Origin of the sequence: Pseudomonas sp. G5001 (genome assembly GCF_013385475.1) — a bacterium.
Lineage (GTDB): Bacteria > Pseudomonadota > Gammaproteobacteria > Pseudomonadales > Pseudomonadaceae > Aquipseudomonas.
Genome location: NZ_JACAPZ010000008.1, coordinates 43,323 through 66,028 on the forward strand (window position 1 = coordinate 43,323; position 22,706 = coordinate 66,028).

20 protein-coding genes and 1 pseudogene are annotated in these 22,706 nt (G+C 60.5%); 19 read left to right on the forward strand and 2 right to left on the reverse strand.

What is annotated here, in order from left to right; all coding sequences use genetic code 11:
• The first annotated feature begins 22 nt into the window (after positions 1 to 22).
• The 19 genes from HX805_RS07775 (at position 23) to HX805_RS07865 (ending at position 20,902) form a co-directional block, all read left to right on the forward strand.
• Positions 23 to 1,189, forward strand: coding sequence for a cupin domain-containing protein (locus HX805_RS07775; protein WP_177116738.1), 1,167 nt, complete (start codon positions 23 to 25; stop codon positions 1,187 to 1,189).
• The gene (locus tag HX805_RS07780) at positions 1,182 to 1,604 is read left to right on the forward strand and encodes a GNAT family N-acetyltransferase (protein WP_003219580.1); all 423 of its coding nucleotides are present in this window, start codon (positions 1,182 to 1,184) and stop codon (positions 1,602 to 1,604) included. The genes HX805_RS07775 and HX805_RS07780 overlap by 8 nt, the downstream gene beginning before the upstream one ends.
• Before the next feature lie 239 nt (positions 1,605 to 1,843).
• Positions 1,844 to 2,581, forward strand: coding sequence for a secretin N-terminal domain-containing protein (locus HX805_RS07785; protein WP_008432800.1), 738 nt, complete (start codon positions 1,844 to 1,846; stop codon positions 2,579 to 2,581).
• Positions 2,582 to 3,075: 494 nt separating this feature from the next.
• On the forward strand, positions 3,076 to 4,401 hold the full coding sequence (gene aceA / locus HX805_RS07790) for an isocitrate lyase (protein ID WP_003219577.1): 1,326 nt from the start codon (positions 3,076 to 3,078) through the stop codon (positions 4,399 to 4,401).
• A gap of 659 nt (positions 4,402 to 5,060) precedes the next feature.
• The gene (locus tag HX805_RS07795; RefSeq protein WP_003219575.1) at positions 5,061 to 5,474 is read left to right on the forward strand and encodes an NADH-quinone oxidoreductase subunit A; all 414 of its coding nucleotides are present in this window, start codon (positions 5,061 to 5,063) and stop codon (positions 5,472 to 5,474) included.
• A gap of 10 nt (positions 5,475 to 5,484) precedes the next feature.
• Positions 5,485 to 6,159, forward strand: a complete 675-nt coding sequence (locus tag HX805_RS07800) for an NADH-quinone oxidoreductase subunit B family protein (protein WP_003219572.1) — start codon at positions 5,485 to 5,487, stop codon at positions 6,157 to 6,159.
• 72 nt (positions 6,160 to 6,231) lie between these two features.
• A complete protein-coding gene (gene nuoC, locus HX805_RS07805) occupies positions 6,232 to 8,016 on the forward strand; it encodes an NADH-quinone oxidoreductase subunit C/D (RefSeq protein WP_003219570.1) in 1,785 nt (594 codons plus the stop codon).
• 2 nt (positions 8,017 to 8,018) lie between these two features.
• A complete protein-coding gene (gene nuoE / locus HX805_RS07810) occupies positions 8,019 to 8,516 on the forward strand; it encodes an NADH-quinone oxidoreductase subunit NuoE (protein WP_003219568.1) in 498 nt (165 codons plus the stop codon).
• Positions 8,513 to 9,868, forward strand: a complete 1,356-nt coding sequence (nuoF, locus tag HX805_RS07815) for an NADH-quinone oxidoreductase subunit NuoF (protein ID WP_003219566.1) — start codon at positions 8,513 to 8,515, stop codon at positions 9,866 to 9,868. Before nuoE ends, nuoF begins: the two co-directional genes overlap by 4 nt.
• A 135-nt stretch (positions 9,869 to 10,003) precedes the next feature.
• On the forward strand, positions 10,004 to 12,718 hold the full coding sequence (gene nuoG / locus HX805_RS07820; protein ID WP_177116739.1) for an NADH-quinone oxidoreductase subunit NuoG: 2,715 nt from the start codon (positions 10,004 to 10,006) through the stop codon (positions 12,716 to 12,718).
• Positions 12,715 to 13,722, forward strand: a complete 1,008-nt coding sequence (gene nuoH / locus HX805_RS07825; protein ID WP_177116740.1) for an NADH-quinone oxidoreductase subunit NuoH — start codon at positions 12,715 to 12,717, stop codon at positions 13,720 to 13,722. Before nuoG ends, nuoH begins: the two co-directional genes overlap by 4 nt.
• Positions 13,723 to 13,733: 11 nt before the next feature.
• Positions 13,734 to 14,282, forward strand: coding sequence for an NADH-quinone oxidoreductase subunit NuoI (nuoI, locus tag HX805_RS07830; RefSeq protein WP_003174725.1), 549 nt, complete (start codon positions 13,734 to 13,736; stop codon positions 14,280 to 14,282).
• A 9-nt stretch (positions 14,283 to 14,291) separates the two neighbouring features.
• Positions 14,292 to 14,795 (forward strand): NADH-quinone oxidoreductase subunit J, encoded by a 504-nt coding sequence (gene nuoJ / locus HX805_RS07835; RefSeq protein WP_017476146.1) that lies wholly within the window; start codon positions 14,292 to 14,294, stop codon positions 14,793 to 14,795.
• Positions 14,796 to 14,797: 2 nt separating this feature from the next.
• A complete protein-coding gene (gene nuoK, locus HX805_RS07840; protein WP_003219560.1) occupies positions 14,798 to 15,106 on the forward strand; it encodes an NADH-quinone oxidoreductase subunit NuoK in 309 nt (102 codons plus the stop codon).
• Positions 15,103 to 16,956 (forward strand): NADH-quinone oxidoreductase subunit L, encoded by a 1,854-nt coding sequence (nuoL, locus tag HX805_RS07845; RefSeq protein WP_003219559.1) that lies wholly within the window; start codon positions 15,103 to 15,105, stop codon positions 16,954 to 16,956. The genes nuoK and nuoL overlap by 4 nt, the downstream gene beginning before the upstream one ends.
• Before the next feature lie 49 nt (positions 16,957 to 17,005).
• Positions 17,006 to 18,538 (forward strand): NADH-quinone oxidoreductase subunit M, encoded by a 1,533-nt coding sequence (gene nuoM, locus HX805_RS07850; RefSeq protein WP_003219558.1) that lies wholly within the window; start codon positions 17,006 to 17,008, stop codon positions 18,536 to 18,538.
• Positions 18,539 to 18,545: 7 nt separating this feature from the next.
• Positions 18,546 to 20,009: an NADH-quinone oxidoreductase subunit NuoN gene (nuoN, locus tag HX805_RS07855; RefSeq protein ID WP_177080927.1), complete on the forward strand. Its 1,464-nt coding sequence runs from the start codon at positions 18,546 to 18,548 to the stop codon at positions 20,007 to 20,009.
• 238 nt (positions 20,010 to 20,247) lie between these two features.
• Positions 20,248 to 20,598 (forward strand): toxin, encoded by a 351-nt coding sequence (locus tag HX805_RS07860; RefSeq protein ID WP_032899042.1) that lies wholly within the window; start codon positions 20,248 to 20,250, stop codon positions 20,596 to 20,598.
• Entirely contained in the window at positions 20,588 to 20,902 is a 315-nt protein-coding gene (locus HX805_RS07865) for a DNA-binding transcriptional regulator (protein ID WP_003219555.1), read from the forward strand. The genes HX805_RS07860 and HX805_RS07865 overlap by 11 nt, the downstream gene beginning before the upstream one ends.
• A 60-nt stretch (positions 20,903 to 20,962) precedes the next feature.
• Here the strand turns inward: HX805_RS07865 and HX805_RS32555 are convergent, their stop codons facing one another.
• Together HX805_RS32555 and HX805_RS32560 are read right to left on the reverse strand one after the other, a co-directional pair.
• A complete protein-coding gene (locus HX805_RS32555) occupies positions 20,963 to 21,784 on the reverse strand; it encodes a methyl-accepting chemotaxis protein (RefSeq protein ID WP_371317070.1) in 822 nt (273 codons plus the stop codon).
• A gap of 36 nt (positions 21,785 to 21,820) precedes the next feature.
• Positions 21,821 to 22,642: pseudogene (locus HX805_RS32560) on the reverse strand (cache domain-containing protein); the annotation flags it as partial.
• Positions 22,643 to 22,706: the final 64 nt, after the last annotated feature.

Consider the following 22,706-nt stretch of genomic DNA (forward strand, 5'->3'; position numbering starts at 1 on the left):
GCTTTTTTTCAATAGGTTACACATGAATCCTGACATTCCTCTTCAACTTCTGGGCGGCATCACGGCACGGGAATTCCTGCGCGACTACTGGCAGAAAAAACCCCTGCTGATCCGCCAGGCCATCCCTGACTTCGAAAGCCCGATCGACGCCGACGAACTGGCCGGCCTGTCGCTGGAAGAAGAAGTCGAGTCGCGCCTGATCATCGAACACGGCGAACGCCCGTGGGAGTTGCGCCGCGGCCCGTTCGCCGAAGATGCCTTCAGCACCCTGCCCGAGCGCGAGTGGACCCTGCTGGTGCAGGCGGTCGACCAGTTCGTGCCGGAAGTGGCCGAACTGCTGGAAAACTTCCGCTTCCTGCCAAGCTGGCGCATTGACGATGTGATGATCAGCTACGCCGCCCCGGGTGGCAGCGTGGGCCCGCACTTCGACAACTACGACGTGTTCCTGCTGCAAGGTTCCGGCAAGCGCAACTGGAAGATCGGCCAGATGTGCAACTCCGAAAGCCCGCTGTTGCAACACGCGGACCTGCGCATCCTCGCCGAATTCGAAGAAACCGCCGAATGGGTGCTGGAACCGGGCGACATGCTCTACCTGCCGCCACGCCTGGCCCACTGCGGTGTGGCCGTGGATGATTGCATGACCTACTCCGTAGGCTTCCGCGCCCCGAGCGCCGCTGAAGTGCTGACCCACTTCACCGACTTCCTCAGCCAGTACCTGACTGACGAAGAGCGCTACACCGACGCCGATGCCCAGCCGGTCAGCGACCCGCACCAGATCCAGGGCGACGCCCTCGACCGCCTGAAAAGCCTGTTGGCCGAGCACATGAGCGACGAGCGCATGCTGCTGACCTGGTTCGGCCAGTTCATGACCGAGCCGCGCTACCCGGAACTGGTCGCCGGCCCGGAAGTGGAAGAAGAAGACCTGCTGGGCAGCCTGGAAAACGGCGCCGTGCTGATCCGCAACCCGAGCGCCCGCCTGGCCTGGTCCGAAGTCGACGACGACCTGCTGCTGTTCGCCAGCGGCCAGAGCCGCCTGTTGCCGGGCAAGCTGCGGGAACTGCTGAAGCTGGTGTGCGCCGCCGACGCCCTGCACATCGACAACCTCGGCCCATGGCTGGCGGATGAAGATGGCTGCGCCCTGCTGTGGGAACTGGTCAAGCAAGGGAGCCTGGGGTTTGCCGATGAATAAGATTCACGTAAGTGTCGCGGACTGGCAAAAGGATATCGCCGAGATACGGCGCATTCGTGAAGCGGTATTTATCGCTGAACAATCGGTTCCACCGGAGCTGGAATGGGATGCAGACGACGCGAGTGCCGTGCATTTCCTGGCGTTCGAAGGCGACTTTCCCATCGGTACTGCACGCCTGCTGCCTACCGGCGAGATCGGCCGCGTGTCGGTTCTCAAAGACTGGCGCGGCCTGAAGGTCGGCGACAAGCTGATGGAAGCGGTGATCGGCGTGGCCGAGAAACGCGGCCAGACCCGGCAGATCCTCAGTGCACAGGTCCATGCGGCGCCGTTTTATGAGCGCCTGGGCTTCAAGATTGTCAGCGATGAGTTTTTGGAAGTCGGGATTCCTCACGTTGATATGGTGCGCGAGGGCTGATCCGAGACCGAGTCGCTCCCTTCGCAGGCAAGCCAGCTCCCACATTCGATCCAGTACATCCTTTGGAATGAGGTCAAATGTGGGAGCGGGCTTGCTCGCGAAGGCGCCATCAGCAACACCTCAAAAGGCCCTGCCATCCCCCGATGCCAGGGCCTTTTGCCGTCCAGGATTCAACTTGCACCCCGCCAGGCCGACAAACTGGCAATATCTAGCCTAAATGACTCGCAGAGATAACGGACATGTCCCTACGCACCCTGCTCACCCTGTTGCTCCTGGCCACCAGTTTCTCGGTGATGGCCGCCACCGAAGTCGTGCCCCTGAGCAACCGCACCAGCGCCGACCTGCTGCCGGTGGCGCAGAACTTTATCGGCAAGGACGGCACCGTCAGCGCCTACGGCAACCAACTGATCGTGAACGCCGAGCCCGACAAGATCCAGGGCCTGCGCGCCCTGCTCGCGCAACTGGACACGCCTTCCAAGCGCCTGCTGATCACCGTCGACACCAACGAAAACAACCAGCAGAGCAACGGCAACAATCAAACACAGGTCATCACCTACAGCACCGAAAGCCGTGACGGCGGGATCCAGCAGATCCAGGCCAGCGAAGGCGTGCCCGCGCTGATCCAGATCGGCCAGAGCGTGCCCCTCACCACCACCCAGCCCGATGCCTACGGCCGCCCACAGAACCAGACCCAGTATCGCAACGTAACCCAGGGCTTCTACGTGACGGCCAGCGTCACCGGCGAGACCGTTCACCTGAGCATCAGTACCAATCGTGACCGCATGAGCCAGGAACGTCCCGATGTAGTGAACGTGCAAAGTACCGACACAACTGTCAGCGGACGCCTGGGCGAGTGGATCACCCTGGCCGGTATCAACCGCCAGACCCAGGCCGACAAAACCACTACAACCCGCAGCTACTCTACTCAAGGGCGCGATGACCTGACATTGCGGGTCAAAGTCGACACGCTGAACTGAAGCACCAAAAACTGACTGGCGAGTCGTATTAGACTAAAGATGTAGTGCTTGAAAAAAAGCACTACAAAACATTTGACGATCCAAAAAAGCATGGGCATGATGGCCTCGCTCCCGCTAATCAGGGGCCCTGGCAAGGGCCTTCGGATCGTCGCTCAAAGCCACCCACCTGAGCCGATTCGTGTCTGTACCGCCCACAAGGTGTGTTTGACGAGGTTGCGACTGGAACGAAGTTGTCCCGAGGGACGGAAGCTAACCAGGTAACCCGGCAACACACTGATGGATCGTACAAAGGCCCACGACGCCCGAAGACTGTTCGCAGTTCGCCCTTACCTGCTCAACTCCCCCTTGAGCCTATCGTTCATCCCGTCGCCTTCCCCGCCAAGCCTGACTTGACCGCCTAAGCTTCTGGTCAGCGAGCAGCCATAACCACGCACTGATTACGTGGCTGGCAAATGGAATTTTCCACCTAGACCTATGCGACGAGGTTTTTCCCCATGGCACTGACACGCGAACAGCAAATTGCAGCCCTTGAAAAAGACTGGGCTGAAAACCCACGCTGGAAAGGCGTGACCCGCGCTTATTCCGCTGCTGACGTCGTCCGCCTGCGTGGCTCGGTTCAACCTGAGCACACCTTTGCAAAACTCGGCGCCGAGAAGCTGTGGAAGCTGGTCACCCAGGGTGCCAAGCCGTCCTTCCGTCCCGAAAAAGATTTCGTCAACTGCATGGGCGCCCTGACTGGCGGCCAAGCGGTTCAACAGGTCAAAGCCGGTATCCAGGCGATCTACCTGTCTGGCTGGCAAGTGGCAGCGGATAACAACTCCGCTGAATCCATGTACCCCGACCAATCGCTGTACCCGGTGGACTCCGTGCCAACCGTGGTCAAGCGCATCAACAACTCGTTCCGCCGTGCCGACCAGATCCAGTGGAAAGCCGGTAAAGGCCCGGGCGATGAAGGCTACATCGACTACTTCGCACCGATCGTTGCAGACGCTGAAGCCGGTTTCGGTGGCGTACTGAACGCCTACGAGCTGATGAAGAGCATGATCGAGGCAGGCGCTGCCGGCGTTCACTTCGAAGACCAGCTGGCTTCGGTGAAGAAATGCGGCCACATGGGCGGCAAGGTACTGGTTCCAACCCAGGAAGCTGTTCAAAAGCTGACGGCTGCTCGTCTGGCTGCTGACGTTGCTGGCACTCCGACCATCATCCTGGCCCGTACCGATGCCAACGCGGCTGATTTGCTGACCTCGGATTGCGACCCGTACGACCAGCCGTTCGTGACTGGCGAACGTACCCAGGAAGGTTTCTATAAAGTGCGCGCCGGTCTCGACCAGGCGATCGCTCGTGGCCTGGCCTACGCGCCGTACGCCGACCTGATCTGGTGCGAAACCGCCAAGCCGGACCTGGACGAAGCTCGCCGCTTTGCCGAAGCCATCAAGAAGGAATACCCGGATCAACTGCTGTCCTACAACTGCTCGCCTTCCTTCAACTGGAAGAAGAACCTGGACGACGCGACCATCGCCAAGTTCCAGCGTGAACTGTCTGCCATGGGCTACAAGCACCAATTCATCACCCTGGCCGGCATTCACAACATGTGGCACAGCATGTTCAACCTGGCACACGACTACGCCCGCAACGACATGACTGCCTACGTGAAGCTGCAGGAACAAGAGTTCGCTGATGCTGCCAAGGGTTACACCTTTGTGGCGCACCAGCAGGAAGTGGGCACCGGCTACTTCGACGACATGACCACCGTGATCCAGGGCGGCACCTCGTCCGTGACTGCGCTGACCGGTTCGACCGAAGAAGAGCAGTTCCACTAAGTACTGAGTACACGGCCACTGCGGCCCCACGGAAGACCTAACCGCAGTGCCGCACAGCAATCACGCCCCGACTGGTTCGGGGCGTTTTTTTTGCGCTGATGAAACCCTGCCTGACACAACACAGATCAAAATGTGGGAGCGGGCTTGCTCGCGAATGCGGTGTATCAGTCAACAGATTCATTGGCTGACCCACTGCATTCGCGAGCAAGCCCGCTCCCACAAGGGGAATGTGTGCATTCTGAAAATTTGTGCAAAACATTGATCTAGAGCGGTATCTGCATCAACCAGATCGGTTAAAAGATCTCCGTCAGCAACTAAGCGACAATCTAGCAAGTAACGGCAACTTCCCCCGCCACACGAGAAACATTCGCTTAAACCCCACGCAAACAATATTCATTATCATTTAGAGCATGAAAACTTCTTTACCGGTTAAACAAAACACAATTCGTGAAAAGCCCGCTAATGCCCGCAGCACAAGGGCTACAGCCCCAAGAAGGTGCACTATGTGCTTATTCCATCGAATAATTTCGCTATAGGAATTTTACTTGCCCGGTGTTTAGCCATAAAATCACCGCGATTGATTGCGCTGCGACATATCGTCACTGCATCGTTACTTTTTCGAGCTCAGAGACCTTTGCTCTCTGTTAAGGATTTCCAGCATGACCGAAGCGACAGGACTCATGGCCCACAACTGGGGCTTTGCCATTTTCCTCCTCGGTGTAGTCGGCCTTTGCGCCTTCATGCTTGGCGTCTCCAGCCTCCTCGGGTCAAAAGCCTGGGGCCGCAGCAAAAACGAACCGTTCGAGTCCGGCATGCTACCTACAGGTGGCGCCCGCTTGCGGCTCTCAGCCAAATTCTATCTGGTCGCGATGCTCTTCGTGATCTTCGACATCGAAGCCCTTTTTCTCTTTGCCTGGTCTGTGTCCGTCCGCGAAAGCGGCTGGACCGGATTCGTCGAAGCCCTCGTTTTCATAGCAATTCTGTTGGCAGGCCTTGTCTACCTATTTCGAGTGGGCGCCCTTGACTGGGCTCCGGAAGCTCGTCGCAAGCGGCAAGCGAAGCTGAAACAATGAGGCTTTGGCGATGCAATACAATCTCACCAGGATCGACCCGGATGCTCCTAACGAGCAGTACCCAATCGGCGAACGGGAAACCGTTTCCGACCCGTTAGAAGACCAAGTCCACAAAAACATCTACATGGGCAAGCTGGAAGACGTGCTGAGTGGCGCGGTCAACTGGGGACGTAAGAACTCCCTGTGGCCGTACAACTTCGGTCTGTCCTGCTGCTACGTGGAAATGACCACCGCCTTCACGGCGCCCCACGACATCGCGCGCTTTGGCGCCGAAGTTATCCGGGCATCGCCGCGTCAGGCGGATTTCATGGTTATCGCCGGTACCTGCTTTATCAAGATGGCGCCGATCATTCAGCGTCTCTACGAGCAAATGCTCGAGCCAAAGTGGGTTATCTCCATGGGTTCGTGCGCCAACTCCGGTGGCATGTACGACATCTACTCCGTGGTTCAGGGGGTGGACAAGTTCCTGCCCGTGGACGTCTACGTGCCTGGCTGCCCGCCCCGCCCTGAAGCATTTCTGCAAGGCTTGATGCTGTTGCAGGAATCGATTGGCAAGGAGCGTCGCCCACTTTCCTGGGTTGTCGGAGATCAAGGCGTATACCGCGCCGAGATGCCGTCACAAAAGGAACAGCGCCGCGAACAGCGTATTCAGGTAACCAACCTGCGCAGCCCCGACGAAGTCTGATCCAGAACCGCTTCTTTTATAGAACGAAAACCTGGCTTCATTCTTTACGTTGACCGAAAGCGATAAAAAACCATGACTACAGGCAGTGCTCTGTACATCCCGCCTTATAAGGCAGACGACCAGGATGTGGTCGTCGAACTCAACAACCGTTTTGGCCCTGACGCCTTCACCGCCCAGGCCACACGCACCGGCATGCCGGTGCTGTGGGTGGCGCGTGCCAGGCTCGTCGAAGTCCTGAGCTTCCTGCGCAACCTGCCCAAGCCGTACGTCATGCTCTATGACCTGCATGGCGTGGACGAGCGCCTGCGCACCAAGCGCCAGGGGCTGCCGAGCGGCGCCGACTTCACCGTGTTTTACCACTTGATGTCGCTTGAACGTAACAGCGACGTGATGATCAAGGTGGCCCTCTCCGAGAGCGACCTGAGCGTTCCGACCGTGACCGGTATCTGGCCCAACGCCAACTGGTACGAGCGTGAAGTGTGGGACATGTTCGGCATCGATTTCCCGGGCCACCCGCACCTGTCGCGCATCATGATGCCGCCGACCTGGGAAGGTCACCCGCTGCGCAAGGACTTCCCTGCCCGCGCCACCGAATTCGATCCATTCAGCCTGACCCTCGCCAAGCAACAGCTTGAAGAAGAGGCTGCGCGCTTCCGTCCGGAAGACTGGGGCATGAAGCGCTCCGGCACCAACGAGGACTACATGTTCCTCAACCTGGGCCCGAACCACCCTTCGGCTCACGGTGCCTTCCGCATCATCCTGCAACTGGACGGCGAAGAAATCGTCGACTGCGTACCGGACATCGGCTACCACCACCGTGGTGCCGAGAAGATGGCCGAGCGTCAGTCGTGGCACAGCTTCATCCCGTACACCGACCGTATCGACTACCTCGGCGGCGTGATGAACAACCTGCCGTACGTGCTCTCGGTCGAGAAGCTGGCCGGCATCAAGGTGCCGGACAAGGTCGACACCATCCGCATCATGATGGCCGAGTTCTTCCGGATCACCAGCCACCTGCTGTTCCTGGGTACCTATATCCAGGACGTCGGCGCCATGACCCCGGTGTTCTTCACCTTCACCGACCGTCAGCGTGCGTACAAGGTCATCGAAGCCATCACCGGTTTCCGCCTGCACCCGGCCTGGTACCGCATCGGCGGCGTCGCCCACGACCTGCCGCGTGGCTGGGAACGCCTGGTCAAGGAATTCATCGACTGGATGCCCAAGCGTCTGGACGAATACCAGAAAGCCGCCCTGGACAACAGCATCCTCAAGGGCCGGACCATCGGCGTCGCCCAGTACAACACCAAAGAGGCCCTGGAATGGGGCGTCACCGGTGCTGGCCTGCGTTCCACCGGTTGCGATTTCGACCTGCGTAAAGCACGCCCGTACTCCGGCTACCAGAACTTCGAATTCGAAGTGCCGCTGGCGGCCAACGGCGATGCCTACGACCGCTGCATCGTGCGCGTCGAAGAAATGCGCCAGAGCCTGAAGATCATCGAACAGTGCATGCGCAACATGCCGGAAGGCCCGTACAAGGCGGATCACCCGCTGACCACGCCGCCGCCGAAAGAGCGCACGCTGCAACACATCGAAACCCTGATCACGCACTTCCTGCAAGTTTCGTGGGGCCCGGTAATGCCGGCCAACGAATCCTTCCAGATGATCGAAGCGACCAAGGGTATCAACAGTTATTACCTGACGAGCGATGGCGGCACCATGAGCTACCGCACCCGGATTCGTACGCCAAGCTTCCCGCACCTGCAGCAGATCCCTTCGGTGATCAAAGGTGAAATGGTCGCGGACTTGATTGCGTACCTGGGTAGTATCGATTTCGTTATGGCCGACGTGGACCGCTAAGCATGAATAGCACGCTTATCCAGACAGACCGTTTCACCTTGAGTGAAACCGAGCGCTCGGCCATCGAGCACGAGCTGCATCACTATGAAGACCCGCGCGCGGCGTCGATCGAAGCCTTGAAGATCGTCCAGAAGGAACGTGGCTGGGTGCCGGACGGCGCCCTCTACGCCATCGGCGAGATCCTCGGCATCCCCGCCAGCGACGTTGAAGGCGTGGCGACGTTCTACAGCCAGATCTTCCGCCAGCCGGTCGGCCGCCACATCATTCGCGTGTGCGACAGCATGGTCTGCTACATCGGTGGCCACGAGTCCGTGGTCAGCGAGATCCAGAGCAAGCTGGGCATCGGCCTGGGCCAAACCACTCCGGACGGGCGCTTCACGCTGCTGCCGGTGTGCTGCCTGGGCAACTGTGACAAGGCGCCGGCGTTGATGATCGACGACGACACATTCGGCGACGTGCAGCCTGCTGGCGTCACCCAATTGCTCGAGGGCTACCCATGACCCTGACTTCCTTCGGTCCTGCCAACCGCATCAAGCGGTCGGCCGAGACTCACCCGCTGACCTGGCGCCTGCGTGACGACGGCGAGCCTGTATGGCTTGACGAGTACCAGGCCAAGAACGGTTACGCGGCCGCGCGCAAAGCCTTTGCCGACATGGCCCAGGACGACATCGTCCAGACCGTGAAAGACGCAGGCCTTAAGGGCCGCGGCGGTGCAGGCTTCCCCACGGGTGTCAAGTGGGGCCTGATGCCCAAAGACGAATCCATCAACATCCGCTACCTGCTGTGCAACGCGGATGAAATGGAGCCGAACACCTGGAAAGACCGCATGCTGATGGAGCAACTGCCCCATCTGCTGATCGAAGGCATGCTGATCAGTGCTCGCGCCCTGAAAACCTACCGGGGCTACATCTTCCTGCGTGGCGAATACACCACCGCCGCCAAGCACCTGAACCGTGCCGTGGAAGAAGCCAAGGCCGCTGGCCTGCTGGGCAAGAACATCCTTGGTTCGGGTTTCGACTTCGAACTGTTCGTGCACACCGGCGCCGGGCGTTATATCTGCGGTGAAGAAACCGCACTGATCAACTCCCTCGAAGGCCGCCGCGCCAACCCGCGTTCCAAGCCGCCCTTCCCTGCCGCCGTGGGCGTGTGGGGCAAGCCGACCTGCGTGAACAACGTTGAAACCCTGTGCAACGTGCCGGCAATCATCGGCGACGGCGTGGAGTGGTACAAATCGTTGGCCCGCGAAGGCAGCGAAGACATGGGCACCAAGCTCATGGGCTTCTCCGGCAAGGTCAAGAACCCGGGCCTGTGGGAACTGCCTTTCGGCGTGACCGCACGCGAGCTGTTCGAGGACTACGCCGGCGGCATGCGCGATGGCTACACCCTCAAGGCCTGGCAGCCAGGCGGCGCCGGTACCGGCTTCCTGTTGCCAGAACACCTGGACGCTCAAATGTACGCCGGCGGCATCGGCAAGGTGGGCACCCGTATGGGTACCGGCCTGGCCATGGCCGTGGACAACACCGTGAACATGGTGTCGTTGCTGCGCAACATGGAGCAATTCTTCTCCCGCGAATCCTGTGGCTTCTGCACCCCGTGCCGCGACGGTTTGCCATGGAGCGTCAAGCTGCTGATGGCCCTGGAAAACGGCGAAGGCCGCGAGGGCGACATCGAGACCCTGCTGGGTCTGGTCGGTTTCCTCGGCCCAGGCAAGACCTTCTGTGCTCACGCACCGGGCGCCGTGGAGCCATTGGGCAGCGCGATCAAATACTTCCGCTCGGAGTTCGAAGCCGGCATCGCGCCTACCAGCGCCGCCGTCCCGCCTCTGGCAAGGCCGATCGTAGTCGGCGCGTAACGCTTAAAAAGGCGAAGGGTCCGTGCCCTTCGCTTTCTCATGTGCTGACGCCTTCAAGGCTGTGTTGATGCACATGAATAACAAGATTCCATTAGCCACGCCCGCTGACACCGGGCCAACGAAGAACTTTGAACCATGGCCACTATCCACGTAGACGGCAAAGAGCTCGAAGTCGATGGGGCAGACAACCTGTTACAGGCGTGTCTGTCGCTAGGCCTCGACATTCCATATTTCTGCTGGCACCCCGCCCTTGGCAGCGTTGGCGCTTGCCGCCAGTGCGCGGTCAAGCAGTACACCGACGAGAACGACACCCGTGGTCGTATCGTCATGTCCTGCATGACCCCTGCCACCGACGGCAGCTGGATCTCCATCGAAGACGAAGAAGCGAAAGTGTTTCGCGCCAGCGTCGTCGAATGGCTGATGACCAACCACCCGCACGACTGCCCTGTGTGTGAGGAAGGCGGTCACTGCCACCTGCAAGACATGACCGTGATGACCGGCCACAACGAACGCCGGTATCGCTTCACCAAGCGTACCCACCAGAACCAGCAACTGGGCCCGTTCATTTCCCACGAGATGAACCGCTGCATCGCTTGCTACCGCTGCGTGCGCTTCTATAAGGACTACGCCGGCGGTACCGACCTCGGTGTGTTTGGCGCCCACGACAACGTGTACTTCGGTCGCGTTGAAGACGGCACCCTGGAAAGCGAATTCTCCGGCAACCTCACCGAGGTCTGCCCGACCGGTGTGTTCACCGACAAGACTCACTCCGAGCGCTACAACCGCAAGTGGGACATGCAGTTCTCGCCGAGCATCTGCCATGGCTGCTCCAGCGGTTGCAACATCTCCCCGGGCGAACGCTACGGCGAACTGCGTCGGATCGAAAACCGCTTCAACGGTTCGGTCAACCAGTACTTCCTGTGCGACCGTGGCCGTTTCGGCTACGGCTACGTCAACCGCGAAGACCGCCCGCGTCAGCCACTGCTGGCCGACGGCGCCAAGCTGAGCCTCGACGAAGCACTGGATAAAGCCGCTGACCTGCTGCGCGGTCGCAACATCGTCGGAATCGGTTCGCCCCGCGCCAGCCTCGAAAGCAACTACGCGTTGCGCGAACTGGTGGGTGCCGAGCACTTCTACTCGGGTATCGAAGCCGGTGAACTGGAGCGCATCCGCCTGGTGCTGCAAGTCTTGAACGACAGCCCGCTGCCGGTTCCGAACATGCGCGACATCGAAGACCATGACGCGATCTTCGTCCTCGGTGAAGACCTGACCCAGACCGCTGCCCGTGTCGCCCTGTCCCTGCGCCAGTCGGTAAAAGGCAAGGCCGAAGACATGGCCGACGCCATGCGCGTCCAGCCATGGCTCGACGCTGCGGTGAAAAACATCGGCCAGCACGCGCTGAACCCGCTGTTTATCGCCAGTCTGACCGCCACCAAGCTCGACGACATCGCAGAAGAATGCGTACACGCCGCGCCTGACGACCTGGCCCGCATCGGTTTCGCCGTGGCCCACGCCCTCGACGCCAGCGCGCCTGCCGTTGAAGGCCTGGACGCTGAAGCCGTTGAACTGGCCCAGCGCATCGCCGACGCCCTGCTGGCCGCCAAGCGTCCTCTGATCATTGCCGGTACCTCGTTGGGTTCCAAGGCGCTGATCGAAGCCGCTGCCAACATTGCCAAAGCCTTGAAGCTGCGCGAGAAGAACGGTTCCATCAGCCTGATCGTGCCGGAAGCCAACAGCCTTGGCCTGGCCATGCTCGGTGGCGAGTCCCTGGACGCCGCCCTGCAAGCCGTGACCGACGGCAGCGCCGATGCGATCGTGGTGCTGGAAAACGACCTGTACACCCGCACTGATTCGGCCAAGGTCGACGCAGCGCTGAACGCGGCCAAAGTGGTGATCGTTGCCGACCACCAGAAAACCGCCACCAGCGACCGTGCCCACCTGGTACTGCCCGCCGCCAGCTTTGCTGAAGGCGACGGTACCCTGGTCAGCCAGGAAGGCCGCGCCCAGCGCTTCTTCCAGGTGTTCGATCCGAAGTACATGGACGCCAGCATCCTGGTTCACGAAGGCTGGCGCTGGCTGCATGCCCTGCGCGCCACCCTGCTGAACCAGCCGATCGACTGGACCCAGCTCGACCACGTGACCGCTGCCGCCGCTGCCGCTGCACCGCAACTGGCACGCATCGTCGACGCTGCACCGTCCGCCGCGTTCCGCATCAAGGGCATGAAACTCGCCCGTGAACCGCTGCGTTACTCCGGCCGTACCGCCATGCGTGCTGACATCAGCGTGCATGAGCCACGTACGCCACAAGACATCGACACCGCGTTCGCCTTCTCCATGGAAGGTTACTCGGGTTCGGTCGAGCCACGTCAGCAGGTGCCATTTGCCTGGTCGCCGGGCTGGAACTCGCCGCAAGCCTGGAACAAGTTCCAGGACGAAGTCGGTGGTCACATCCGCGCTGGCGACCCGGGCACCCGCCTGATCGAAAGCACCGGCGACTCGCTGAACTGGTTCACCAGTGTTCCGCGTCCGTTCAACCCGGCCCAGGGTACCTGGCAGGTTGTGCCGTTCTTCCACCTGTTCGGCAGCGAAGAAACCTCTTCCAAGGCCGCGCCGGTACAAGAGCGCATCCCTCAAGCCTACGTGTCCGTTGCCAAGTCCGAAGCCGACCGCCTGGGCGTCAACGACGGTGCCCTGCTCAGCGTGAACGTCGCCGGCAAGACCCTGCGTCTGCCGCTGCGCATCGACGAAGAGTTGGGTGCTGGCCTGGTTGCATTGCCAAAAGGCCTCGCGGGGATTCCTCCGGCGATCTTCGGCCTTACCGTTGACGGTCTGCAGGAGGCAGCTCAATGACCTGGTTCACCCCTGAAGTGATCGACGTGATCATCGCGGTGGTCAAGGCCATCGTGATCCTGTTGGCCGTGGTCGTGGCGGGCGCCCTGCTCAGCTTCGTCGAACGTCGCCTGCTGGGCTGGTGGCAGGACCGTTACGGTCCGAACCGCGTTGGCCCGTTTGGTATGTTCCAGATCGCCGCCGACATGCTGAAAATGTTCTTCAAGGAAGACTGGACCCCGCCGTTTGCCGACAAGGTGATCTTCACCCTGGCACCGGTCGTGGCCATGAGCGCCTTGCTGATTGCCTTCGCAATCATCCCGATCACCCCGACCTGGGGCGTGGCGGACCTGAACATCGGCTTGCTGTTCTTCTTCGCCATGGCCGGCCTGTCGGTCTACGCGGTGCTGTTCGCCGGTTGGTCGAGCAACAACAAGTTCGCCCTGCTGGGCAGCTTGCGGGCTTCGGCCCAGACCGTGTCCTACGAAGTGTTCATGGGCCTCGCGCTGATGGGCATCGTGGTGCAGGTGGGCTCGTTCAACATGCGCGACATCGTCGAGTACCAGGCGCAGAACCTGTGGTTCATCATTCCGCAGTTCTTCGGCTTCTGTACCTTCTTCATCGCTGGCGTCGCCGTGACTCACCGTCACCCGTTCGACCAGCCGGAAGCGGAACAGGAACTGGCCGACGGTTACCACATTGAATACGCCGGCATGAAATGGGGCATGTTCTTCGTTGGTGAATACATCGGCATCATCTTGATCTCGGCCCTGCTGGTCACGCTGTTCTTCGGCGGCTGGCACGGTCCGTTCGGCATCCTGCCGCAGCTGGCGTTCTTCTGGTTCTTCCTGAAGACCGCGTTCTTCATCATGCTGTTCATCCTGCTGCGCGCTTCCATCCCGCGTCCACGGTATGACCAGGTGATGGATTTCAGCTGGCGATTCTGCCTGCCGCTGACCCTGATCAATTTGCTGGTGACTGCTGCCGTTGTGTTGTCGAACACGCCAGCGGGCGCGGTTCAGTGAGGATTTGACCCATGTTCAAATATATTGGCGACATCGTTAAGGGTACCGGTACCCAGTTGCGAAGCCTGGTGATGGTGTTCGGTCACGGCTTTCGCAAACGCGACACCCTGCAATACCCGGAAGAAGCGGTGTACCTGCCGCCGCGTTATCGCGGCCGCATTGTCCTGACCCGCGACCCCGACGGCGAAGAGCGCTGCGTGGCCTGCAACCTGTGCGCCGTGGCGTGCCCGGTGGGTTGCATCTCGCTGCAGAAAGCTGAAACCGAAGACGGTCGCTGGTACCCGGACTTCTTCCGCATCAACTTCTCGCGCTGCATTTTCTGCGGCCTCTGCGAGGAAGCTTGCCCGACCACCGCGATCCAGCTGACACCGGATTTCGAGATGGCCGAGTTCAAACGTCAGGACCTGGTGTACGAGAAAGAAGATCTGCTGATCTCTGGTCCCGGTAAAAACCCTGATTACAACTTCTATCGTGTTGCAGGTATGGCCGTTGCCGGTAAGCCGAAAGGCGCCGCACAAAACGAAGCCGAGCCGATCAACGTGAAGAGCTTGCTGCCTTAAGGAAGAAAGATGGAATTCGCTTTCTATTTCGCATCGGGTATTGCAGTGGTGTCCACGCTTCGCGTGATCACCAACACTAACCCTGTGCACGCCCTGCTCTACCTGATCATTTCGCTGATCGCCGTGGCCATGACCTTCTTCAGCCTCGGCGCACCGTTCGCCGGTGTACTGGAAGTGATCGCCTACGCCGGCGCCATCATGGTGCTGTTCGTGTTTGTGGTGATGATGCTCAACCTGGGGCCGGCGTCTGTCGCCCAGGAACGCGTCTGGCTCAAGCCCGGCATCTGGCTCGGCCCGGTGATCCTGGCAGCCCTGCTGCTGGCTGAACTGCTGTATGTGCTGTTCGCTCACCAGAGCGGCCAGGCCATCGGCCACACCACCGTAGACGCGAAAGCCGTGGGCATCAGCCTGTTCGGCCCGTACCTGCTGGTGGTCGAACTGGCTTCGATGCTGCTGCTCGCTGCAGCCATCACCGCCTTCCACTTGGGCCGCAACGAAGCCAAGGAGCAATGACGATGCCTGCTATCCCTTTGGAGCATGGTCTGGCGGTCGCCGGCATCCTGTTCTGCCTTGGCCTGGTCGGCCTGATGGTTCGCCGCAACATTCTGTTCGTGTTGATGAGCCTGGAAATCATGATGAACGCCGCGGCACTCGCGTTCATCGTGGCCGGTAGCCGTTGGGGCCAGCCGGATGGACAAGTGATGTTCATCCTGGTGATCAGCCTGGCAGCCGCCGAGGCCAGTATTGGCCTGGCGATCCTGCTGCAACTGTATCGTCGCTTCCACACGCTTGATATCGACGCTGCCAGTGAGATGCGCGGATGAACATGATCTTTCTGACTTTCGTATTTCCCCTGATCGGTTTCCTGCTGCTGTCGTTCTCCCGTGGACGCTGGTCGGAAAACCTCTCGGCCCTGGTCGGCGTAGGTTCCATTGGCCTGTCGGCAATTGTCGCCGCCTACGTCATCTGGCAATTCAACGTCGCACCGCCTGAAGGCGGTCACTACACCCTGGTGTTGTGGCAGTGGATGTCGGTGGAGGGCTTCAAGCCCAACTTCGCCCTCTACGTCGACGGCCTGTCGATCACCATGCTCGGCGTGGTGGTGGGTGTGGGCTTCCTGATCCACCTGTTCGCGTCCTGGTACATGCGCGGTGAAGCCGGTTACTCGCGCTTCTTCGCCTACACCAACCTGTTTATCGCCAGCATGCTGTTCCTGGTGCTGGGCGATAACCTGTTGTTCCTGTACTTCGGCTGGGAAGGCGTGGGCCTGTGCTCGTACCTGTTGATCGGTTTCTACTACAGCAACCGCAACAACGGTAACGCCGCACTCAAAGCCTTTATCGTGACCCGGATCGGTGACGTGTTCATGGCCATCGGCCTGTTCATCCTGTTCCAACAGGTGGGCACGCTGAACATCCAGGAACTGCTGGTGCTGGCACCGCAGAAATTCCAGGTCGGCGACTTCTGGATCACCCTGGCGACCCTGATGCTGCTGGGTGGCGCTGTCGGTAAATCCGCGCAACTGCCGCTGCAAACCTGGCTGGCGGATGCGATGGCCGGTCCTACCCCGGTTTCGGCACTGATCCACGCCGCGACCATGGTAACCGCCGGTGTCTACCTGATTGCCCGTACCCACGGCCTGTTCACCCTGGCACCGGAGATTCTGCATCTGGTGGGCCTGGTGGGTGGCGTGACCCTGGTACTGGCAGGTTTTGCTGCCCTGGTTCAGACCGACATCAAGCGTATCCTCGCCTACTCGACCATGAGCCAGATCGGCTACATGTTCCTGGCCCTGGGCGTTGGCGCCTGGGACGGCGCGATCTTCCACCTGATGACCCACGCCTTCTTCAAGGCCCTGCTGTTCCTTGCTTCCGGTGCGGTGATCGTTGCCTGCCACCACGAGCAGAACATCTTCAAGATGGGCGGCCTGTGGAAGAAACTGCCGTTGGCCTACGCCAGCTTCATCGTCGGCGGCGCGGCCTTGTCGGCCCTGCCACTGGTGACCGCAGGTTTCTACTCGAAAGACGAAATCCTCTGGGAAGCCTTTGCCAGCGGTAACCACGGCCTGCTGTACGCCGGCCTGGTAGGTGCGTTCATGACCTCGCTGTACACCTTCCGCCTGATCTTCATCACGTTCCACGGTGAAGCCAAGACTGAAGCCCACGCAGGCCATGGCATTTCCCACTGGCTGCCACTGTCGGTGCTGATCATCCTGTCGACCTTCGTCGGCGCCATGATCACCCCGCCACTGGCCGGTGTTTTGCCGGAAAGCGCCGGCCATGCCGGTGGTGCAGCCAAGCACAGCCTGGAAATCGCCTCGGGCGCCATCGCCATCGCGGGTATCCTGCTGGCGGCCCTGCTGTTCCTCGGCAAGCGCCGCTTCGTCACCGCCATCGCCAACAGTGGCATTGGCCGCTTCCTTTCGGCCTGGTGGTTCGCTGCCTGGGGCTTCGACTGGATCTACGACAAACTGTTCGTCAAGCCGTACCTTGCGATCAGCCACGTACTGCGCAAAGACCCGCTCGACCAGACCATCGGTTTGATCCCGCGTGCCGCCAAGGCCGGTCACACCGCCCTGAGCCGCAGCGAGACCGGCCAATTGCGCTGGTATGCAGCTTCCATGGCGGCCGGTGCCGTCCTGGTAATCGGCGCCATCATCGTGGTCGCGGTCTGACTATGCACATTGCGAACTTTGCGAACTTGCGAAAGGAAACGAGCCCGTCATGATTCTGCCCTGGCTAATCCTGATCCCCTTTATCGGCGGCCTGCTCTGCTGGATGGGTGAACGCTTCGGCGCCACCCTCCCCCGCTGGATTGCGTTGCTGACCATGTCCCTGGAACTCGCGCTCGGCCTCTGGCTGTGGGCCCACGGTGACTATTCATTTGCTCCGGCACCGGGTGTCGATCCCACCTTCGCGCTTGAATTCAAGCACGTGTGGATCCAGCGCTTCGGCATCAACGTGCACCTGGCCCTCGACGGCCTGTCGCTGTTGATGATCCTGCTGACCGGCCTGCTGGGTATCCTCTCGGTACTCTGCTCCTGGAAAGAGATCCAGCGTCACGTGGGCTTCTTCCACCTGAACCTGATGTGGATCCTGGGCGGCGTTGTCGGCGTGTTCCTCGCCCTCGACCTGTTCATGTTCTTCTTCTTCTGGGAAATGATGCTGGTGCCGATGTACTTCCTCATCGCGCTCTGGGGTCACAGTTCTTCGGACGGCAAGAAAACCCGGATCTACGCGGCGACCAAGTTCTTCATCTTCACCCAGGCTTCCGGCCTGATCATGTTGGTGGCGATCCTGGGCCTGGTACTGGTCAACTTCAACAGCACGGGCGTGATCACGTTCAACTACGCCGACCTGTTGAAAACCAAGATGTCCCTGACCACCGAGTACATCCTGATGCTGGGCTTCTTCATCGCGTTCGCGGTGAAGCTGCCGGTGGTGCCGTTCCACTCCTGGTTGCCTGACGCTCACGCCCAGGCGCCGACTGCAGGTTCCGTCGACCTGGCCGGTATCCTGTTGAAGACGGCGGCCTACGGCCTGCTGCGTTTCGCCCTGCCGCTGTTCCCGAATGCCTCGGCCGAGTTCGCGCCGATCGCCATGACCCTTGGTCTGATCGGGATCTTCTACGGTGCGTTCCTGGCCTTCGCCCAAACCGACATCAAGCGTCTGATTGCCTTCTCGTCCGTTTCCCACATGGGCTTCGTACTGATCGGCATCTACTCCGGCAGCCAACTGGCACTGCAAGGCGCCGTGATCCAGATGCTGGCTCACGGTGTGTCGGCAGCGGCACTGTTTATCCTCAGCGGCCAACTGTACGAGCGCCTGCACACTCGTGACATGCGCGAGATGGGTGGCGTGTGGTCACGTATCGCCTACCTGCCGGCCATCAGCCTGTTCTTCGCCGCCGCATCCCTGGGCTTGCCGGGTACCGGTAACTTCATCGGCGAGTTCCTGATCCTGATGGGTGCCTTCGTGCATACGCCGTGGGTCAGTGCGATCGCTACGTCTGGCCTGGTGTTCGGTTCGGTCTACTCGCTGATCATGATCCACCGCGCATACTTCGGTCCGGCCAAGTCCGACACCGTGTTGCACGGCATGGACGGTCGCGAACTGATCATGGTGCTCGGCCTTGCGGTACTGCTGGTGTTTATCGGCGTGTACCCGCAACCGTTCCTGGATACTTCTGCCGCAACGATGCATGGCGTGCAGCAGTGGTTCGGCACCGCCTTCTCTCAACTCGCTTCGGCCCGGTAAGAGCGCTATGGAATTCACGATCCAACACTTTATCGCGCTTGCGCCGCTGCTGATCACCAGCCTCACCATCGTGGTGGTGATGCTGGCGATCGCCTGGCGCCGCAATCACTCGCAAACGTTCCTGCTGTCCTGTGCGGGCTTGAACCTGGCCCTGCTGTCGATTATCCCGGCACTCAAGGTCGCGCCACTGGCCGTGACCCCGCTGATGATGGTCGATGACTTCGCGCTGCTGTATATCGCGCTGATCCTGGTTGCCACCCTGGCCTGCGTCACGCTTGCCCACGCCTACCTCGGCGAAGGCGGCACCGGCTACCCGGGCAACCGCGAAGAGCTGTACCTGCTGATCCTGCTGGCTGCGGCCGGTGGTATCGTGCTGGTCAGCGCGCAGCACCTGGCCGGCTTGTTCATCGGCCTGGAACTGCTGTCGATCCCGGTCTACGGCCTGGTAGCGTATGCCTTCTTCAACAAGCGCTCCCTGGAAGCCGGCATCAAGTACATGGTGCTGTCGGCTGCCGGTTCGGCGTTCCTGTTGTTCGGTATGGCCCTGCTCTACGCAGAAGCCGGCAGCCTGAGCTTCAGCGGTATCGGTCACGCCCTGGCAGCCTCCGGCAGCCCTGCGCCAATTGCCCAACTGGGCATGGCCATGATGCTGATCGGCCTGGCGTTCAAGCTGTCGCTGGTGCCGTTCCACCTGTGGACCCCGGACGTGTACGAAGGCGCCCCGGCGCCGGTGGCTGCTTTCCTGGCTACCGCGTCGAAAGTCGCCGTGTTTGCCGTGATGGTGCGTCTGTTCCAGATCTCTCCTGCGGCCAACACCGGTGTACTCAGCAACGTGCTGACCATCATCGCCATCGCCTCGATCCTGTTCGGCAACCTGCTGGCGCTGACCCAGAACAACCTCAAGCGTCTGCTGGGTTATTCGTCCATCGCGCACTTCGGTTACCTGCTGATCGCCCTGGTGGCGAGCAAGGGCCTGGCGATGGAAGCCATCGGCGTGTACCTGGTCACCTACGTGATCACAAGCCTGGGTGCATTCGGTGTGATCACGCTGATGTCCTCACCTTACAAAGGCCGCGACGCCGACGCCCTGTACGAATACCGCGGCCTGTTCTGGCGCCGTCCGTACCTGACCGCCGTACTGACCGTGATGATGCTGTCCCTGGCGGGTATCCCGCTGACTGCGGGCTTCATCGGCAAGTTCTACATCGTGGCCACCGGTGTTGAAGCGCACGAATGGTGGTTGGTTGCTTCCCTGGTACTGGGCAGCGCCATCGGCGTTTTCTACTACCTGCGCGTGATGGTGACCTTGTACCTGATCGAGCCAAACCTGCGCCGTGTGGACGCCGAGTTGCACTGGGAACAGAAAGCAGGCGGCGTGATGCTGCTGGCAATCGCCCTGCTGGCGTTCTTCCTGGGTGTGTACCCACAACCGTTGCTCACCCTGGTGCAGCATGCGGTGATGGCGGGTTGATTGCTTAGTTAAACGCAGCAAGCAAAACGGCGCCTTAGGGCGCCGTTTTGCGTTTCTGGCGTATTAATTTGTTGTCTGACACACAAAGGGAATTTTCCTCGTCGAGATGCCTCCCCTTCCGGCATCACCCTGCCTGGGTCGCTCGTATCGTGGTTGCGTTTTAGGAAACATCCCACAGCAGGGTCACTTGACCCACCGCAGATGGGCCACCAAACTATACGCAGGCTACGTACAGAACATGGATGCTCTATTTATCGAATTGCCAGCCTTTGAGCGGCACCGCAGGGATTATCTGAGTGATGAGTTATTTCACGGCTTTCAACAAGAGTTGATGAGAAACCCGCAAGCGGGCAACGTGATAGAGGGAACCGGCGGGTTACGCAAGGTGCGCTTTGTCGACGAGCGACGCAACAAGGGCAAACGGGGTGGCCTGCGAGTCATCTATTACTGGTGGTCGGGCGGTACGCAGTTCTGGCTGTTCACCCTTTATGGCAAACACGAACAGGACGACCTGAGCGCTCAACACAAAACGGCGCTCAAACACCTGCTGGACAGGGAAATCAAAGCGAGAAAATCTTATGAAACGTGACATCTTTTCCGAACTGGTCGAAGGCTTCGACGCGCTGGCAGATGAACGAGAAGGCAAGGTAACGCTGCGCAGCCACAAGGTGCAGTTGAGCAAGCTGGCACCGCTCACTGCCGACGAAGTAGTCGCTGTGCGTCAACAACTCAATCTGTCGCGCTCGGTGTTTGCGATGTACCTGCGCACCAACACCCGGACCCTGGAAAATTGGGAGCAAGGCCGGGCCACACCCAATGCTCAGGCGGCAACCTTGATTCGGCTGGTGTCGAAGTTTCCGGAGACGGTGGAACGTTTGGCGCTGTTGACCTGATCGATCAATCCAGCCAACCCCATCGGCAACAGGACGTTGCCGATGGGCGAAAGCCTGCAATCAAATCCTGAACTGCCCCACCAACTGACCCAACCGCTGCCCCAGGTCCGCCAGGCTGCGGGAGGTCTGGGCACCCTGTTGGGTTTCATCGGCCACGCAGTCAACCGCCACCGCGATCTGATGCACGCTGCGGTTGATCTCTTCGGCCACGGCGGTTTGTTCTTCCGCCGCGCTGGCGATCTGCGCGTTCATCGAGTTGATGGTGCCGATCAGCTGCGCCATGGTGTCCAGGGACGCTCCGGCTTCGTTGGCCTGGGCCGATGTGCCGTCACCGGCGTCACTGGAACGGCGCATGGACTCCACGGCGGCTTCGGTGCCTTTTTGCAGGCGGTCGATCATGCCCTGGATCTCCTGGGTGCTTTGCTGGGTGCGGCTGGCCAGCGCCCGTACTTCGTCAGCGACCACGGCAAAACCACGACCGGCCTCCCCTGCCCGCGCGGCCTCAATGGCGGCGTTGAGGGCGAGCAAGTTGGTCTGTTCGGCAATCGAGCGGATCACGCCAAGCACGCTGACAATCGACGACACATCCTGCTGCAAGCTGTCCAGGGACACGCCGCTGCTGCGGATGTCGTTCACCAGCGCGTGAATCTGCGCGATGCTGCCATCCACGACTTTTTTCGCGGCCTGGCCTTCGGCGTCGGTTTGCTGCGCAGCGACGGCTGCGCCTTGGGCACTGCGCGCCACTTCATGGGCCGCGGAGGACATTTCGTTGATCGCGGTAGCCACCTGGTCGGTCTCGTGACGCTGGCGCTCCATGGCCTTTTCCGAGCGGTTGGCTTGCTCGGCGACCTGGCTCACCAGGCCGGTAAGCTGGGAGGTCATCTCGGTGATCTGGCGTACCAGGCTGTGGATCTTGTCGACAAAGCGGTTGAAAGAGCCTGCCAGTTCGCCAAGCTCGTCCTGGCTGGTGATGGCCAGGCGGCGGGTCAGGTCACCCTCACCGGCGGCGATGTCGTCGAGGTTGATCTTCATCAGGTGCAACGGCCGCAGGATGGTATTGGCCACCAGCATGCCCACGGCGGCAATCACCAACAGCACCACCACGGCAATGCCGATGATGCTCAGCACCACGCCTTCCATGCGTTTCTCCACCTTGGCCTGAACCTCAGCAACCTGGGCGTCGATGCCGTCCAGGTTCACCGAGGTACCGATCACCATGTCCCACTTGGGCAAGTATTCGGTGTAGCCAAGCTTGGGCACCAACTCGGTCTGGCCGGGCTGCGTCGAGCTGTATTGCAGGTAGTGGGTGCCGTCCTTGCCGACTTTCACCAGGTCGCGGTTGACGTAGACGCCGTTCGGGTCGCGGTTTTCCTTGAAGCTTTTGCCGACGCCGTCCGGGCTGTTGCCCTTGAACAGGCGAATGGTCTCGGAGTCGTAGCCGAAGAAATAACCGTCCTTGCCATAGCTGGTGTTGGACAGCAGCTTGACCACTTGCGCCCGTGCGGCCGTATCGCCTTGGGCGGCAGCGTCGTACAGCGGCTTGATGGTGGTCATCGCCACCTCGACGTAGCCGCGCAAGGTGGTCTTGGCGTCGTTGAGCAGGTTCTGACGGGTTTCTTCGACCTCGTTGCGGGCCTGCTCCCGAAGGATCCACACCGTGGTCAGGCTGATGATCACGGCAAACAACAACACGGGCAGGACAGCAAGGGACAGTACTTTGGCCTTTAGACTCAGACGCATGGCTCTTCTCTCTTGAGGGACAACTCAAGAGGTTAACGGCTAGTTACAATAAATCTGTAGGACA